The sequence below is a fragment of the Pseudomonas fragi genome, assembly GCF_025426255.1.
GTDB classification, from domain to species: Bacteria; Pseudomonadota; Gammaproteobacteria; order Pseudomonadales; family Pseudomonadaceae; genus Aquipseudomonas; species Aquipseudomonas kulmbachensis.
This window is the reverse complement of record NZ_CP104861.1, coordinates 4,185,668-4,202,743: the sequence shown is the minus strand read 5'-3', so window position 1 is coordinate 4,202,743 and position 17,076 is coordinate 4,185,668. Positions and strand designations below refer to the sequence as shown.

General features: G+C 59.2%; 14 protein-coding genes. 6 read left to right on the top strand and 8 right to left on the bottom strand.

Translation table 11 applies throughout. The features are described from left to right. Nucleotides 1-167 precede the first annotated feature (167 nt). On the bottom strand, nt 168-1,625 hold the full coding sequence (gene mltF / locus N7D90_RS19475; RefSeq protein WP_261739523.1) for a membrane-bound lytic murein transglycosylase MltF: 1,458 nt from the start codon (nt 1,623-1,625) through the stop codon (nt 168-170). A gap of 285 nt (nt 1,626-1,910) precedes the next feature. Between mltF and purL the strand changes: the two genes are divergently transcribed. Together purL and N7D90_RS19465 are read left to right on the top strand one after the other, a co-directional pair. After that, nucleotides 1,911-5,807 (top strand): phosphoribosylformylglycinamidine synthase, encoded by a 3,897-nt coding sequence (gene purL / locus N7D90_RS19470; RefSeq protein ID WP_261739522.1) that lies wholly within the window; start codon nt 1,911-1,913, stop codon nt 5,805-5,807. 20 nt (nt 5,808-5,827) lie between these two features. Further along, nucleotides 5,828-6,139 carry a YqfO family protein gene (locus N7D90_RS19465; protein WP_261739521.1) on the top strand — a complete coding sequence of 104 codons (312 nt, stop codon included), beginning with the start codon at nt 5,828-5,830 and terminating at the stop codon, nt 6,137-6,139. Between the two features lie 98 nt (nt 6,140-6,237). Here the strand turns inward: N7D90_RS19465 and nagE are convergent, their stop codons facing one another. The 7 genes from nagE to N7D90_RS19430 form a co-directional block, all read right to left on the bottom strand. Continuing rightward, nucleotides 6,238-7,932, bottom strand: a complete 1,695-nt coding sequence (nagE, locus tag N7D90_RS19460; RefSeq protein WP_261739520.1) for an N-acetylglucosamine-specific PTS transporter subunit IIBC — start codon at nt 7,930-7,932, stop codon at nt 6,238-6,240. Nucleotides 7,933-7,960: 28 nt separating this feature from the next. Continuing rightward, the gene (ptsP, locus tag N7D90_RS19455) at nt 7,961-10,477 is read right to left on the bottom strand and encodes a phosphoenolpyruvate--protein phosphotransferase (protein ID WP_261739519.1); all 2,517 of its coding nucleotides are present in this window, start codon (nt 10,475-10,477) and stop codon (nt 7,961-7,963) included. 35 nt (nt 10,478-10,512) lie between these two features. Next, entirely contained in the window at nt 10,513-11,535 is a 1,023-nt protein-coding gene (locus tag N7D90_RS19450) for an SIS domain-containing protein (protein WP_261739518.1), read from the bottom strand. Beyond that, entirely contained in the window at nt 11,516-12,622 is a 1,107-nt protein-coding gene (gene nagA / locus N7D90_RS19445; RefSeq protein ID WP_261739517.1) for an N-acetylglucosamine-6-phosphate deacetylase, read from the bottom strand. Before nagA ends, N7D90_RS19450 begins: the two co-directional genes overlap by 20 nt. A gap of 33 nt (nt 12,623-12,655) precedes the next feature. After that, the gene (locus N7D90_RS19440) at nt 12,656-13,387 is read right to left on the bottom strand and encodes a GntR family transcriptional regulator (protein ID WP_261739516.1); all 732 of its coding nucleotides are present in this window, start codon (nt 13,385-13,387) and stop codon (nt 12,656-12,658) included. Between the two features lie 272 nt (nt 13,388-13,659). Continuing rightward, nucleotides 13,660-14,226 (bottom strand): murein L,D-transpeptidase family protein, encoded by a 567-nt coding sequence (locus N7D90_RS19435; RefSeq protein WP_261739515.1) that lies wholly within the window; start codon nt 14,224-14,226, stop codon nt 13,660-13,662. A gap of 35 nt (nt 14,227-14,261) precedes the next feature. After that, nucleotides 14,262-14,819, bottom strand: a complete 558-nt coding sequence (locus N7D90_RS19430) for an NUDIX hydrolase (RefSeq protein WP_261739514.1) — start codon at nt 14,817-14,819, stop codon at nt 14,262-14,264. 146 nt (nt 14,820-14,965) lie between these two features. On the opposite strand from N7D90_RS19430, the gene N7D90_RS19425 reads away from it, so the two are divergent. The 4 genes from N7D90_RS19425 (at nt 14,966) to N7D90_RS19410 (ending at nt 17,039) form a co-directional block, all read left to right on the top strand. Next, nucleotides 14,966-15,568 (top strand): CoA pyrophosphatase, encoded by a 603-nt coding sequence (locus N7D90_RS19425; RefSeq protein ID WP_261739513.1) that lies wholly within the window; start codon nt 14,966-14,968, stop codon nt 15,566-15,568. Between the two features lie 131 nt (nt 15,569-15,699). After that, nucleotides 15,700-16,224, top strand: a complete 525-nt coding sequence (locus tag N7D90_RS19420; protein WP_261739512.1) for a gamma carbonic anhydrase family protein — start codon at nt 15,700-15,702, stop codon at nt 16,222-16,224. Continuing rightward, on the top strand, nt 16,221-16,424 hold the full coding sequence (locus tag N7D90_RS19415; protein ID WP_261739511.1) for a DUF1289 domain-containing protein: 204 nt from the start codon (nt 16,221-16,223) through the stop codon (nt 16,422-16,424). Before N7D90_RS19420 ends, N7D90_RS19415 begins: the two co-directional genes overlap by 4 nt. 153 nt (nt 16,425-16,577) lie before the next feature. Then, entirely contained in the window at nt 16,578-17,039 is a 462-nt protein-coding gene (locus tag N7D90_RS19410) for a VUT family protein (protein WP_261739510.1), read from the top strand. Nucleotides 17,040-17,076 lie beyond the last annotated feature (37 nt).

Genomic DNA, 17,076 nt, shown 5'->3' with positions numbered 1-17,076 from the left:
CCCCTTGTAGCAGCTGCCGAAGGAACGAGGCTGCGTTCGGCGACGTAGTCGTCGCAAATTAGACGCCTAAATGTGTCAGATATATCGAGTTATTCAGGTTTCACGACGGCTGCGCCGCCGAACGCAGCCTCGTTCCTTCGGTAGCTGCTACGAAATGACGCTTTTTGTCAGAGCTGCGGCTCTTCCTTCGGCTTGGTCTTGTCGACACCGGGGATGTGCAGCTTGCTGTCAGCGGCCTGATCGCCTTCAAGTTGCGGTTGTGTAGCCCATGTCAGGATGTCGTAGTAACGACGGATGTTGGCCACAAAGTGCACTGGCTCGCCGCCTCGGGCATAGCCGTAGCGGGTTTTGCTGTACCACTGCTTCTGCGCAAGGCGAGGCAGCATTTTCTTCACGTCCAGCCACTTGTTCGGGTTCAGGCCTTCTTTCTTGGCCAGCTTGCGTGCGTCGTCCAGATGGCCACCGCCAACGTTATAGGCCGCCAGCGCAAACCAGGTCCGGTCAGGCTCTTCAATATCACTGTCGAGCTCGCTCTTGATCAGCGCGAGGTATTTGGCACCGCCCATGATGCTTTGTTTGGCGTCCAGGCGATTGGATACACCCATTGCCTGCGCAGTGTTTTGGGTCAGCATCATCAGGCCGCGAACGCCTGTTTTGGACGTAACGGCGGGTTGCCACAAGGATTCCTGATAACCCATGGCGGCCAGCAGCCGCCAGTCGATCTGTTCTTTTTTGGCGGCGTCCTTGAAGAACTTTTCGTACTTGGGCAGACGCTGCTGCAAGTGCTGGGCGAAAGTGTAGGCGCCGACATAGCCAAGTACATCCACGTGCCCGTAGTAACGGTCTTTGAGGCGTTGCAGGGTGCCGTTTTTTTCGACCTTGTCCAGGTACGCATTGATCTCGTTGAGCAGGCTGTTGTCTTCACCTGCCGCGACCGCCCAGCGCTGGCTGCGGGCATCCCCCAGATCGAACGCCACGCGCACATTGGGGAAGTACACCTGGTTCATGGCCACTTCGTTGGAGTCGACCAGTGTCAGATCAATCTGACCCTCATCCACCATGCGTAGCAAGTCGACGACTTCGACGGCATCGGACTCGTCGTATTCAATGCCGGGATATTGCTTTTTGAGTTCGGCGAGCTGTTCGGCGTGGGAGCTGCCTTTCATGACGGTGATGCGCTTGCCGACCAGATCGGCAGCGGACGTGGGGCGCGATTGTCCGTTGCGATAGATGATCTGCGGTGTGACTTCGAGGTACGGGTGAGAAAACTTGGCTTGTTGCAGGCGCTTCTCGCTGCTGACCAGACCGGCAGCAGCTAAAGCCGGGCCGTTAGGCTGGCCCAGTTGATTGAACATGTCGTCCAGGTTGTCAGCTGTTTCGATTTTCAGCTCTACCCCCAAATCGTCGGCAAAGCGTTTCACCAGCTCGTATTCAAAGCCGGTTTCGCCATTGCGATCCTCGAAGTAGGTCGCGGGGCTGTTACGGGTAATCACCCGCAGTACCCCATCCTCCTTTACGCGCTCAAGGGTGCTGGGTTTTTCAACGCAGGCACCGAGCATCAGGAAGAGTCCGGTTGCGAGGAGCCATCTGGCTCCACGCTGGCGGATATCAGTTAGAGAAAACATCCGCGCAGTATACGCAAAGCAGCGCAGGTGCCATATCTCGACAATTTTCGAAGGTTCTGATAACAGCCGTCAAAATAGCTGAAACCCTTGTGGAATGGGGGTTGCGTCAATGTTTAAAGATCATAAGTGAGCATTCGCCAAACGGCTGATAGCCATAAAGAATAAGGCTTTGGTCGATTAGTGACGTTTGGTGTGCTTCAGGTGTGCCGTTTCGGGTGCCGTGGCGAACGGTTTAGGCTAGAATGCCGGGCCTCAAAGCATACCCCTCCCGAGGCTGTCCCGAAGATGTTGATCCTGCGCGGCGCTCCTGCCCTTTCTGCCTTTCGCCACAGCAAACTCCTTGCACAACTGAGCCTCAAGGTTCCGGCTGTCACTGGTTTGTATGCTGAATTCGCCCACTTTGCCGATACCACCGGTGAGCTGACCAGCGATGAACAGCAGGTACTGGCTCGTCTCCTGAAGTACGGCCCAAGCGTGCCGGTCCAAGAGCCGAGTGGCCGATTGTTCCTGGTGTTGCCGCGGTTTGGCACCATCTCCCCTTGGTCCAGCAAGGCTAGCGACATTGCCCGTAACTGTGGCCTGGCTAAAATCCAGCGCCTGGAACGCGGCATTGCGTTTTACGTTGCCGGTCAATTCAGCGACGCTGATGCTGAACTGATAGCCGCTGCATTGCATGACCGCATGACGCAAATCGTGCTGGGTAACCTGGAACAGGCTGCCGGTCTGTTCAGTCACGCCGAACCCAAGCCGCTGACTGCGATTGACGTGCTGGGTGGCGGTCGCGCCGCGCTGGAAAAAGCCAACATCGAGTTGGGCCTGGCGCTGGCCGAAGACGAAATCGACTATCTGGTCAATGCCTTCAACGGTTTGGGCCGTAACCCGCATGACATCGAACTGATGATGTTTGCCCAGGCCAACTCCGAGCATTGCCGCCACAAGATCTTCAACGCCAGTTGGGATATTGACGGTCAAAGCCAGGAAAAAAGCCTGTTTGGCATGATCAAGAACACCTACGTGATGCACAGCGAAGGCGTTCTGTCTGCTTATAAGGACAACGCTTCGGTCATCGTCGGCAGTGTTGCCGGGCGTTTCTTCCCGGATCCTGATACCCGCCAGTACGGTGCGGTGCAGGAGCCTGTTCACATCCTGATGAAGGTTGAGACCCACAACCACCCAACCGCGATCGCCCCGTTCCCGGGTGCAGCGACCGGTTCCGGTGGCGAGATCCGTGACGAAGGCGCAACCGGTCGTGGCGCCAAGCCAAAGGCCGGCCTGACCGGTTTTACCGTATCCAACCTGCAGATCCCGGGCTTTGAACAGCCGTGGGAAGTGCCGTACGGCAAGCCTGAGCGCATCGTTACCGCGCTGGACATCATGATCGAAGGCCCGCTGGGCGGCGCTGCATTCAACAACGAATTCGGTCGTCCGGCTCTGACCGGCTACTTCCGTACGTTCGAGCAGTCCATCACCACCCCGCGTGGCGAAGAAGTCCGTGGTTACCACAAGCCAATCATGTTGGCTGGCGGCATGGGCAACATCCGCGCCGAACACGTACAGAAAGCCGAAATCACGGTTGGCTCCAAGCTGATCGTGCTCGGTGGCCCGGCGATGTTGATCGGCCTGGGCGGCGGTGCTGCTTCCTCGATGGCTACCGGCGCAAGCTCGGCTGACCTGGATTTCGCTTCGGTACAGCGCGAAAACCCGGAAATGGAACGCCGTTGCCAGGAAGTGATCGACCGCTGCTGGCAGTTGGGTGACAAGAACCCGATCAGCTTTATCCACGACGTGGGTGCTGGTGGTTTGTCCAACGCCTTCCCTGAGCTGGTGAATGATGGCGACCGCGGTGGCCGTTTCGAACTGCGCAACATTCCAAATGACGAGCCGGGCATGGCCCCGCACGAAATCTGGAGCAACGAATCCCAGGAACGTTACGTTCTGGCCGTGGGCGTCGAAGACTTCGACCGCTTCCAGGCGATCTGCGAACGTGAGCGTTGCCCGTTTGCCGTAGTCGGTGAAGCCACTGCCGAGCCGCAACTGACGGTCACCGACAGCCACTTCGGTAACAGCCCGGTGGATATGCCACTGGAAGTGTTGCTGGGCAAGGCTCCGCGCATGCACCGTTCGGCAGTGCGTGAGCAAGAGCTGGGCGATGACTTCGATCCAGCTGCGCTGAGCATCGGCGAGTGCGTTGAACGCGTTCTGCATCACCCGGCCGTGGCAAGCAAAAGCTTCCTGATCACCATCGGCGACCGCACCATTACCGGTCTGGTTGCTCGTGATCAGATGGTTGGTCCGTGGCAAGTGCCAGTGGCTGACGTTGCCGTCACCGCCACCAGCTTCGACGTGTACACCGGTGAAGCGATGGCGATGGGCGAGCGTACTCCGCTGGCACTGCTGGATGCTCCGGCATCGGGCCGCATGGCTATCGGCGAAACCCTGACCAACATTGCGGCTTCGCGCATTGGCAAGATCAGCGATATCAAGCTGTCGGCCAACTGGATGTCGGCTGCCGGTCACCCGGGCGAAGATGCCCGTCTGTACGACACCGTAAAAGCAGTCGGTATGGAATTGTGCCCTGAGCTGGGCATCACCATTCCGGTGGGCAAGGACTCAATGTCTATGCAAACCCGCTGGAGCGAAGAGGGCACGGACAAAACCGTGACCTCGCCGCTGTCGCTGGTGGTTACCGGTTTTGCACCGGTGCTCGATATTCGCCAGACCCTGACCCCGGTACTGCGCATGGACAAAGGCCTGACTGATCTGGTTCTGATCGATCTGGGTCGCGGCCAAAACCGTATGGGTGCCTCGATCCTGGCGCAAACCTACGGCAAGTTGGGCAAGCATGCTCCAGACGTTGATGACGCAGAAGACCTCAAGGCCTTCTTCGCCGTAATCCAGGGTTTGAATGCCGATGGCCACCTGCTGGCTTACCACGACCGTTCCGACGGTGGTTTGCTGACCAGCGTAATGGAAATGGCGTTTGCCGGTCATTGCGGTGTCAACCTTGTGCTCGACGGTCTGGCTGAAACTGCCGCTGACATTCCTGCGATCCTGTTCAACGAAGAGTTGGGTGCGGTGATCCAGGTTCGTCAGGATTCGATGGCGGATATCCTTGCGCAGTTCAGCGCTGCCGGTCTGGGCGACTGCGTGTCGGTCATTGGCCAGCCGCGCAACTGTGACGATGTGAGCATCGAATTCAACGGCGAGACCGTGTTTGAAGGTCAGCGTCGTCTGCTGCAACGTCAGTGGGCTGAAACCAGCTTCCAGATCCAGCGTATGCGTGACAACGCTGATTGCGCCGAGCAAGAATTCGCCGTACTGCTGGAAGAAGACAACCCAGGCTTGAGCGCCAAGCTGAGCTTTGATGTCAACGAGAACATCAGCGCGCCGTACATCAAGACAGGCATTCGTCCTCAAGTGGCCGTACTGCGTGAGCAGGGCGTCAACGGTCAGGTTGAAATGGCGGCGGCATTCGACCGTGCCGGTTTCAACGCGATCGACGTGCACATGAGCGACATTCTGGCTGGCCGTGTCGACCTGAACGAGTTCAAGGGCCTGGTTGCCTGCGGTGGTTTCTCCTACGGCGACGTACTGGGTGCCGGTGAGGGCTGGGCCAAGTCGGCTCTGTTCAATGCCCGTGCTCGTGATGCGTTCCAGAGCTTCTTCGAGCGTACCGACAGCTTCTCCCTGGGTGTGTGTAACGGTTGCCAGATGATGTCCAACCTGAGCGAGTTGATCCCGGGCAGCGAGCTGTGGCCGCACTTTGTGCGTAACCGCTCCGAGCAGTTCGAAGCCCGTGTGGCGATGGTTCAAGTACAGGAGTCGAACTCGATCTTCCTGCAGGGCATGGCCGGTTCGCGCATGCCAATCGCTATCGCGCACGGTGAAGGCCATGCCGAGTTCGCCAGTGAAGAAGCCATGCTGCAAGCGGACCTGTCCGGTTCTGTGGCGCTGCGTTTCGTCGACAACCACGGCAAGGTGACTGAAAACTACCCGGCCAACCCGAACGGCTCGCCGCGCGGGATTACCGGTCTGACTAGTCGTGACGGCCGTGTGACGATCATGATGCCGCACCCTGAGCGTGTATTCCGCGCCGTGCAGAACTCGTGGCGTCCAGAAGAGTGGAACGAAGATGCGCCTTGGTTGCGCATGTTCCGTAACGCTCGTGCTTGGGTAAATTAAGAACAGGGTGGATTAAGACGATGTACAAGCTCAGCTTTTTCGTTCCCCCGAGCCATGTCGAAGTGGTCAAGGATGCCGTATTCACTGCCGGTGGCGGTCGAATCGGGACCTATGATCACTGCGCCTGGCAGACATTGGGCCAGGGCCAGTTTCGCGCGTTGGACGGCAGTCAGCCGTTTCTCGGGCAAACCGGTCAGGTCGAGTATGTAGGGGAATGGAAGGTTGAGCTGGTCGTCGCCGATGACCTGATTCACGCCGTGGTGGCTGCGCTCAAGCACAGCCACCCGTATGAAACGCCTGCTTATGAAGTGTGGCGTTTGGCGGATTTGTAAACCCTGATATGTAGCGGCTGCTGCAGGCTGCGATAGGGTGCGAAGCAGCCTTGGTTTTTTGAAGGTCCTTCGACCCTTATCGCAGCCTGCGGCAGCGGCTACAGGGGCTTGATCAACTGCCCCAACACCTCGCTCAACCTGCCTGCCTGTTCCCCTACCAACACATGCCAAACGCCATCGGCGTGCTGGCTGATGCCTTGGCTGCCCAAAGCCTTGAGCTGCATCTCTGACAGCAAACACTCTTCCCCAAGCTTGACCCGCAAGCGGGTGATGGCTACGCATTCAACGCGTAATACATTGCTGCTGCCGCCCAGTGCGGTCAGCCATCTTTGTGCGTGTTCGGGTTCGATTTTTTGCACCGGCTCAACCGTTGTGGCTTGCACGGTACTGGCAGCTGGCGAATGACTGACTTGCGTTAGCTGCAGGCGAATGTCATCGGCAATGCTGTCTGCCATTGGCCCAACCACGACTTGCAGGCTGCCTGCTCGGCCGGGGCGCATCACGCCCATGGCGCCCAGGGCTTTGAGTTCGCTGTCGACGGCCTTGCTGCGGTCGGCCAGTTCCAGGCGCAAGCGCGTGGTACAGGCGCCAACCGTGATCAGATTGTCCGGGCCGCCCAACGCCTGAATATAGGCTTTGGCGCGCTGGTTTTCGCAGAGGCCGGCGGTTTCTGCCACGGGGTTGTCTTCACGGCCCGGGGTCTTGAGTTTGAAGCGGCGGATGCAGTAATCGAACACCAGATAATAAATGCCGAAGTACGCCAGCCCGATTGGAAAGATCATCCAGCCATTGGTCGACTTGCCCCAGCCCAGCAGCATGTCGATGGCCCCACCGGAAAAGGTAAAGCCCAAATGGATATTCAGCAGGTTGGTGATAGCCATCGACAGGCCTGTCAGCAGTGCATGTAGCAAGTAGAGCAAAGGCGCGAGAAACATGAAGGCGAATTCAATGGGTTCGGTGACGCCGGTTAAAAATGCCGTCAGTGCCAACGACAGGAAAATCCCGCCCATCAACTTGCGTCGTTCTGGCAGCGTGTTGCGATACATCGCCAGGCAAGCAGCCGGCAGGCCGAACATCATCATCGGGAACATGCCGGTCATGAATTGCCCGCCATTGGGGTCGCCTGCAAAGTAGCGGCTCAGATCCCCGGTCACGACTTGTCCGGCTTCGTTGGTAAAGCTGCCGAACACGAACCAGGCCATATTGTTGAGGATATGGTGCAGCCCGGTCACGATCAGCAGTCGATTAAGCACACCGAAAATAAACGCGCCGAGGCTGCCGCTTTCGAGCAGCAAGACACCCAGGCTGTTGATGCCTTCCTGAATAGGCGGCCAGATCAGGCCAAACAACGCTCCCAGGGCCACGGCCGCAAACCCGGTGACAATCGGTACAAAACGCCGGCCGCCAAAAAACGCCAGGTATTCCGGCAGCTTGATGTCCTTGAAACGGTTATACAGCGCGCCTGCCATCAGGCCGCTGACGATCCCTGCCAGCATGCCCATGTTGATATTGGGGTCCAGCGCCTTGAGGGTCGATACCAGCACAAGGTAGCCGATAGCTCCCGCCAACCCGGCAGTACCGTTGTTGTCGCGGGCGAAGCCCACGGCAATGCCGATGGCAAAAATCAACGCCAGATTGGCAAAGATGGTGCCGCCCGCATCGTGGATGATTGCGATGTTGAGCAAGTCGGTGTCGCCCAGGCGCAGTAACAGCCCGGCAATGGGCAGGATCGCAATCGGCAACATCAACGCCCGGCCAAGCCGTTGCAGACCTTCGATGAAATATTGATACATGAGGGATTCTCCGTCGTTGTTTTTGTTGTTAGTCGCACAGCGGCCAGTACTGACGACAGGCTTCGCGTACCGATGCGGCATTGCTCATGTTCAGCAGGGTCTGGCTTAACGTTTGGCACATCCCGGCATCCAGCTGACGAACCCGGGCCTTGATTTCACCGATTTGCAGCGGGCTTACCGACAGTTCGCGAACCCCCAGGCCGATCAAGACCGGTGTGGCCAGCGGGTCACTGGCCAGCGCACCGCACACGCCTACCCAGCGCTGGTGTTTTGCAGCACCGGCGCAGGTGTGGGCGATCAGGCGCAGCAACGCCGGGTGCAAGGCGTCGACACGGGCGGCCAGCCCTGCGTGGTCGCGGTCCATCGCCAGGGTGTACTGCGACAAGTCGTTAGTGCCGATGGAGAGAAAGTCCGCATGTTCGGCCAATTGCTCAGCCATCAGGGCCGCTGCCGGTACTTCAATCATGACGCCCAGTTCCGGACGCTGGCTCAGGCCCATTTCAACGCGCAAGGCATCCAGGCGCTGACGGATATGCAGCAGCTCGTCGACTTCGGTAATCATCGGCAGCAGGATGCGGCAACGCTGCACTGGGCTGACTTGCAGCAGGGCGCGCAATTGCTGGTCGAGTACCTGGGGATGCAGTTGCGCCAGGCGAATACCGCGCAAGCCCAAGACCGGGTTGGCCTCGACGGGTAGAGGCAGGTAGTCGAGTTGTTTGTCGCCGCCTACGTCAATGGTGCGGATGATCACCGGCTTGTCGCCCATGGCATTGAGTACGCCCTGGTAGGCTGCAATCTGCTCTTTTTCATTGGGGGCGGTAGTACGATCGACAAACAGGAACTCAGTGCGCAGCAAGCCCACGCCGTCTGCACCATTGGCGTGGGCGCTGGCGGCTTCGTGGCTGGAAGCGACGTTGGCGGCAATTTCGATGTGTTGCCCGTCGCAGGTCATGGCGGGCTCACGGGCATGCAGTTGTTGACGGGCAAACCGTTGCTGTTGGGCGAGGATGGTTTGGCGCACCTGTTCGACGCGCTCCGTGGTCGGGGTCAATTCCAGGCGAGCATTGTCGGCGTCGAGTATGACTTCCTGGCCTGCGGGTAAACCCAGGACATCGGGGCCCAAGGCAACCAGGCAAGGCAAGCCTTTGCCGCGAGCCAGAATCGCCACATGGGAAGTGGCACCGCCTGCCACCATGCACAACCCGGCCACGTTCTGTGCGCTGAGCATCAACAGGTCGGAAGGGGTCAGTTCATGGGCTGCGACGATGGCCCCCGGCGGCAACTGGCAATGCCCACTCTCACCCAGCAGGGCCCGCAGTACCCGCTGCTGAAGATCGTGCAAATCGTTGGAGCGTTCGGCCAACAGGGTGTTGCCCAGACTTTTCAGGATCGTGCATTGCTGCTCGATGGCATCGCTCCAGGCATGGGCTGCGTCATGTCCTTGGGCGATGGCGACGTGGCTGGCTTGCAGCAGTGCGCTGTCTTCGAGCAGGTCCAGGTGGGTGGCGAAAATCGTTTCTTCATCGCAGTTGTGTTGCTCGCGTGCGGCGCTCAGGGTCAGCCGGATCTCTGCGCGCACTTGATCCAGGGCAGTATTGAGCGCCAGCAATTGTTGCTCGGGAACATGGTTGCCGAGGTCGGGCGGCAGTTGTACGCCGGACAAATAAAACAGCGGGCCGCTCGCCAGTCCGGGCGCAGCACATACCCCGTTAAGCTGGCCCGGCGGATTGAGTGGCCGGATCGGTGTCGGGGCAAGTGCGGGTCGGGCAGGTGCCGGAGCCGATTGAGCTTTGCCCAGTACAGCCAAAATGGCTTGGAGCGCGGCGTCGGCATCTTCGCCTGCGCAACTGACCTGAACCTCATCCTGCTCGCAGATGCCCAGTGCCAACAGCCGCACAATGCTGTCGCATGGGGCTGAGTTGGCGCCTATGTGCAAGCGCACCAGGCTCTTGAAACCCAGAGCGGTCTGGCGCACCAGCGCGGCAGGTCGCGCATGCAGGCCACCGTGATGGGTTATGCGCACGCTGCCCTGGGCCTGTTGGCTGGTGCTGCCAGCGCTGCCAACCGGGGCAGCGCTGGTACGCGCAACGATATGCAACAACGCCTCGCCTGCCAGAGCCGTGTCATGTTGCGGGGGGTGCAGTTCGAAATGCTCGCCGTTGGTCAGCACCAGAAGGCTGATCAGGCTTTTGCAGCGTTGCGCGATTTGATCGGGGTTGAAGCGCAGCAGCGGTTGGCCGTTACTGACCCGGGCGCCGTTTTCCACCAGCAGCTGAAAACCTTCGCCCTGAAGATCAAAGGTGTCCAGCCCCACATGCAGCAGCAGTTCGGCACCGTTTTCAGCGCGTATGGTCAGGGCGTGGGCGGTTTTGGCGACATGCACCACTACCCCGTCACAGGGCGCATACAAACAATCGTTCAGAGGGTCGATGCCAATGCCGTCGCCCATCATGCCACTGGAAAATACGGCATCCGGTACGAGGGCCAGCTTGATGATCGGACCGCTAAGCGGCGCGCTGAGGGTGAGGTTCTTATTATTGTGCATGGCGCGATACTCATTAAACCTGCGGGGAGGACAACTCAGTGGGTACGGGTCACTTTGCTCAAGAAGCGCGGCTGATCGGGGTCCAGCCCTCGGGCTTCGGCCAAGGCTGCGGCCATCACATAGAAGCTTTGGATCGCCAGGATCGGGTCCAGGTCCGGGTGCGCTGCCTGGCTCAAGGTCAGGTCGCGTTCGGCCACGTCATCGGGTGCCGCCAGCAATACACGGGCGCCGCGTTGGCGCATGTCGCGGGCCAGGGTCAGCAAGCCTGCCTGCTCCACGCCACGCGGGGCGAAAATCAGCAGCGGGTAATTTTCGTCAATCAGAGCCATGGGCCCGTGGCGCACTTCGGCACTGCTGAAGGCTTCTGCCTGCAGCGTCGAAGTTTCCTTGAATTTAAGCGCCGCTTCCTGGGCAATGGCGAAGCCTGCGCCCCGGCCGATCACCAGCAGTCGCTGGGCGTCGCGCAGGGTGTCGATGGCTTTGCTCCAGTCCTGTGTACAGGCGTCGCGCAGGCCTGCGGGCAGGAGGTTGCCGGCTTCGAGCAAGGCTTGGTCATTGGCCCAGTACGCAACCAGCCTGGCGCTGGCGCTCAGGGTGGCGATAAAGCTCTTGGTCGCGGCGACACTGTGTTCTGCGCCAGCACACAAGGGCAGGGTGTATGCGCTGGCGTCTGCCAGCGGTGAGTGTTCGGCATTCACCAGCGCTACGCTCAAGGCGCCGCGTTCGCGCAGCAAGCTCAGGCTGTCGATGATGTCGGGGCTTTGGCCGGACTGGGAAAAGGCAAACACCGCCTGGCCTTTCACCCGCAGTGGTGACTGGCGCAAGGTCACCACTGACATCGGCAACGACGCCACGGGCACGCCCAGGTGCTGCATGGTCAGATAGGCAAAGTAACTGGCGGCATGGTCAGAGCTGCCGCGGGCGAGGGTCATGGCCACATCGGGCGGATTGGCCCGCAGTTCGCGTGCGAGGTCGGTCAGGGCCGGGTCGAGATTGAGCAGTTGGCATTCGACGGCTTTACACGCGGTTTGGGCCTCTTCAAGCATTTTGGAAGTCAAGCGCTTCTCCTTCGACCATGACGGCAGTGATGTTCAATGAGCGATCCAGGCGCACGCAGTCAGCCCAGCTACCGGGCTGTAAGCGCCCGCGATCTTCAAGGCCGAGGTAATCGGCCGGGAACTGCGACAGACGCTGCGAGGCTTCGGCCAGCGGCAGACCAATTTTCACCAGATTGCGCAGCGCCTGATCCATCGTCAGGGTGCTGCCTGCCAACGTGCCATCCGCCAGGCGCACTCCGCCCAGGCACTTGGTGACGGTGTGGCTGCCCAGCTGGTATTCACCATCGGGCATGCCGGTGGCAGCGGTCGAGTCGGTGACGCAGTACAGGCAAGGGATCGCTCGCAAGGCGGCACGGATGGCGCCGGGATGCACGTGCAACAAGTCAGGAATCAACTCGGCAAAGCGCGCATGAGCCAGGGCCGCGCCCAGAATGCCGGGCTCGCGGTGATGCAGCGGGCTCATGGCGTTATACAAATGGGTAAAGCTGCTGGCACCGGCATCCAGTGCGGCCACGCCCTCTTCATAACTGCCCAGGGTGTGGCCCAGTTGCATGCGAATGCCGCGGGCGCTGAGTGTGCCGATCAGTTCGATATGCCCGGCAATTTCAGGCGCTATGGTGATGACCTTGATCGGCGCCAGGTTCAGGTAATCCTCGACTTCGGCCATCAGTGCGGTGTGCGCAAAGTTGGGTTGTGCCCCGAGTTTGCCAGGGTTGATAAACGGGCCTTCGAGATGCACACCGAGGACGCGGGCGCAGCCGCTCGGGCGAGTTTGGCAAAAGTCACCGAGGGCGCCGAGCACGCGGCTGATGTCGTGATTCGGCGCGGTCATGGTGGTTGCCAGCAAGGCCGTGGTGCCAAAGCGCAGATGGGTACGGGTGATGGTGTCGAAGGCTTGCGGCCCTTGCATGATGTCTTTGCCGCCACCGCCGTGAACGTGCAAGTCGATAAAACCGGGCAGCAGGTACGGCAAATCGTTATCTGCCGGGTTGCAGGGGCTGCCTTCGATGCCGACCACTTTGCCGTTTTCGTGGCGCAGGTAGCCGCGAACCCAGCCGTGGGCCGTGAGGATGTTGTCTTCGAGCATGAGCAGCCCTCTGGGCGTGGTGTCGAGTCAGGGTTAGCGGCGCAGTTCCGCCACGAAGTCGTAGTAGTCGTTGCGGCAATAGGTGTCAGTGACTTCGATGGGCGTGTTGTCTTCGAGGTAGCCAACCCGGGTCATCAACAGCATGGCGGTGCCAGGCTCAATGCCGACCAGGGTCGCGAATTCAGGCGAAGCGTTGATCGCCTGAATATGTTGAAGGGCGCGGACCACCGGTTTGCCGATGCTGTCCAGGTACTCATAGAGTGAGTCACCAATCACCTGTGGCTGCGGGATCAGAGAGGCGGGCAGGGCGCTCATCTCGATCGCCATGACAGTCTCATCGGCTTTGCGCAGGCGCTTGAGCCGCGCGACTTTATCGGTGGGCGACAGCGCCAGGCGAATCAGCTCTTCGTGGGTCGGCTGGGTAATTTCACGCTCTAGCCAGTGTGAGCTTGGGGCAAAACCTTTGAGCCTGAGCATTTCGCTGAAACTTGAAAGTCGCGACAACGGCTGTTCCAGGCGCGGCGTGATAAAGGTGCCCGAGCCTTGGCTGCGGCGGATCAAGCCTTGCTCGAACAGTACTTCCAGGGCTTTGCGGGCTGTCACCCGGGACAGGCCCAGTTGTTCGCTCAGGCTGCGTTCCGAAGGCAAGGCCTGCTCGGCTTTCCAGACGCCGGCGTGAATCGCGGCTTCCAGATTTCGGGCCAGTTGCAGGTACAGCGGCGTGGCCAGGGTGTCGTCCGGGCGTAGAGCCAGAAGAGTGTTCATGGGCGGTGCATCCGATGCGGTTATTAGGGTTTTGTCGCTCGGTAATGTGGCGAAAGTAATACCACTTCAATACCAAGTCAACGCGAGAATAATCACTATTCCCAGCATTAAGAGGGTGTTGTTCGGCTGAAAATATCTTTGGTGTTTAAGTGGTATTAGCGGTGCGCGGAAGGCGCTGAGAAGTTGCGGGCCCAGTCGGGCCCGGCGGGATGCAAAGGTATTAGACGTGGGGAAGAGGGAGTGGCGAACAACGACTGAAAATTATTTTTTGCTTACGGGCGGATTTCAACCATCGTGCCGTCTTTGACCAGGTTCCAGACTTCACGCATTTCGTAGTTTTTCATCGCGATACAACCATCGGTCCAGTCCAGGGTATGGAACAGCTCTTCTGGGTTGTCTTCGCTGTCCGGCGTGCCGTGGATCATGATCATCGAACCCGGGTTTACGCCCTCACGTCGGGCTGTCGCCGCGTCGCTGATATTGGGGTAGTTGATATGCATCGCCAGGTTGAACTTGTCGCTTTTTTTACGCCAGTCGACCCAATACATCCCCTCAGGGGTGCGCTTGTCGCCTTCACGCATTTTTGCCCCCTTGGGTTGCTTGCCCAAGGAAATACGGTAGGTCTTGATCGGTTTGCCATCGCTGATCAGTTGCAGCTTGCGGGCGGACTTGAGTACCAGGACCTTGTCGATGCTTTTCCCGGCATGGATCGGCTGTGCTGACGGGGTTGGCTGGAGTACCTGATTTTTATCGACGGGTTTTCCGTTTACGGTTATGACAACAGAAGCTTGGCAAGTAACGGCAAATGACAGGCAAAGAGCAGCGAGCAACCAACGCATTAGAGGGATATTCCTGAGGTACAAGGCAAACAGCATTATTGTTGGGGTTTATCAAGGCTGGCCAAAGGCGCTACAGCCTCGCTGCGCACAGGGTAGGTGGCACCAGGGCGGTCAGCGAAAAAGCATTCTAAGGTACGGCTGACCGTGCGAAAAGCCAGCTCTGACCAAGGGATGTCTGCTTCTTCAAACAGCCGGACCTCAAGGCTTTCTTCGCCTGCTGCAAAGTCGAGGCTTTGCAGCTCGGCGCGATAGAAAATATGCACCTGATTAATGTGCGGCACATCGATCAGGGTGTAGATATTCAGGTTTTCAACGATGGCACAGGCTTCTTCGAGGGTTTCGCGTCGGGCTGCGTTTTCTACCGTTTCACCGTTTTCCATAAACCCTGCGGGCAGGGTCCAGTAACCCTTGCGCGGTTCAATGGCGCGCCGGCACAGCAGCACTTGTGTGCCCCAGGTGGGCAGGCAACCGGCAACGATATTGGGGTTTTGATAGTGGACAGTGTTGCAGTGGTCGCAGACATAACGCAGGCGCGAATCGCCTTGCGGGATATGTTGGCTGACGGAGTGGCCGCACAGGTTGCAAAATTTCATGCTGTGGTCTCTGGGTACTGCGCCTATCTTGGGGGGTTAGACGGGGTCGCGGCAAGTGCAGCATTACGGGCTGCGACACTGCGGTGCTTGGGTGCCCCGGGCAATTTGGTGCATGATGCCCGATAAGTGACGGATCGAGATGACCTATGCTGGACGAGCTGCTTGGCCGTGTGAGCCGCTACACCCCCCGCACGCTGGAAACAGAACGCAACTTCCCGGAGGCGGCAGTGCTGTTGCCGGTGACACGCAGTGCTGAGCCCGAACTGATTCTGACCCTGCGCGCCAGCGGGTTGTCGACCCACGGCGGTGAAGTGGCTTTCCCCGGAGGGCGCCGCGATCCCGAAGACCCGGACCTGGTATTTACCGCTCTGCGTGAAGCCGAAGAAGAAATCGGCTTGCCGCCGGGGCTGGTCGAAATTATCGGTCCGCTCAGTCCCTTGATCTCATTGCACGGTATTCGGGTGACACCATACGTCGGTCTGGTGCCGGATTACGTTGAGTATCTGGCCAACGATGCCGAAATCGCCGCCGTGTTCAGTGTGCCGCTGGAGTTCTTTCGTCAGGACCCGCGTGAGCACACCCATCGCATCGATTACCAAGGGCGCAGCTGGTATGTGCCGAGCTACCGTTTTGGCGTCTATAAAATCTGGGGGCTCACGGCAATCATGATTGTTGAGCTGATGAACCTGCTCTACGACGACGTCAATATCAACCTGCATACCCCGCCTGAACGTTCCATTCCAATTTAGGCTCTGTACGAAATATATCTGCGCTCGGTTATGCTGCGTTGAAAACAGGCTCGCCTAACCTTCACTCGAAAACATTTCATACAGACCCTAGAGCCGTCAGCAGACGGCCACGCCTGCCTTGAGGACATCCCATGAAATACCGTCTGGGCGACTCGCTCGTCGAAACCCATCCCGACAGCTGGACTGCTCCCAATGCCACCCTGATCGGCAAGGTGCGCCTGGAGGAGGGTGCCAGCGTCTGGTTTAACGCTGTGTTGCGCGGTGATAACGAGTTGATCCTGATTGGCAGGCACAGCAACGTGCAAGATGGCGCGGTGATGCATACCGACATGGGCTATCCGCTGACGTTGGGTACGGGTGTGACCATTGGTCATAACGCCATGCTGCATGGCTGCACGGTGGGCGATTACAGCCTGATCGGGATCAATGCGGTGATCCTCAATGGCGCCAAAATCGGCAAGCACTGCATCATTGGCGCCAACTCGCTGATCGGCGAGGGCAAGGAGATTCCGGACGGTTCGCTAGTCATGGGATCGCCGGGCAAGGTGGTCCGCGACCTGACCGAGGAGCAGAAAAAACTGCTGGAGGCCAGCGCGGCTCACTATGTGAAAAACGGCCAGCGTTATGCGCGTGATCTGAAGGTGCAAGAGCAATGAGTGATACCGAGCGCCCGGTCGCCTCACCCTGCGTGAATATTTGCGCACTGGACGATGATGATGTGTGCAGCGGCTGCCAGCGTACCGTGGCAGAAATTACCCGATGGAGCCGCATGACTAACCCCGAGCGCCGTGAGGTGTTAGCGCTATGTCATGAGCGGGCCAAATCCAGTGGTGTGGTGTGGATGTTGGGGCGCTAACCTGTAGTCGCTGACGAGGTACGAGGCTGCGATGAGCTGCGCAGCCGCCCCTTTAAGGCCCTTCGGGCCTTATCGCAGCCTGCGGCAGCGGCTACAAAATCCTGACCGACTCAAGTACCCTGTGCGCCTTCTCTAGAGGTGTCGCCCGCTACTATGCTGTTTCTTGTCGCTTATATCGCCAGCGTTGTGCTGATCAACTTCGCGTTTTCCACGGCGCCGCATCTGGACATCATCTGGTCAGCCTGGGGCGGGCTGGTGTTTGTGTTGCGCGATATGGTGCAAACCCGCTTCGGCCACGGCGCCCTGTTGGCCATGCTGGCGGCGCTGGTGCTGTCGTACATCACCTCCGACCCTTCGATTGCCCTGGCCAGCGCCACAGCGTTCGCCGTCTCCGAATGTATCGACTGGCTGGTGTTCAGCATCACCAAGCGGCCCTTGCACGACCGCTTGTGGATCAGCTCTGCGCTGAGTATCCCGATTGATACCTTTATTTTCTTCGGCATGATCGATGCGTTTACTCCTGGCGTGATCATTACCGCCATGGCGTCGAAATTCGCCGGTGTCACCTGTGTATGGCTGGCAATGGCCTGGCGTTTGCGTAAAGCCGCCGTTTAGTCATGTAAAATACTGGCCTTTGTATCCCCCTGCAGGC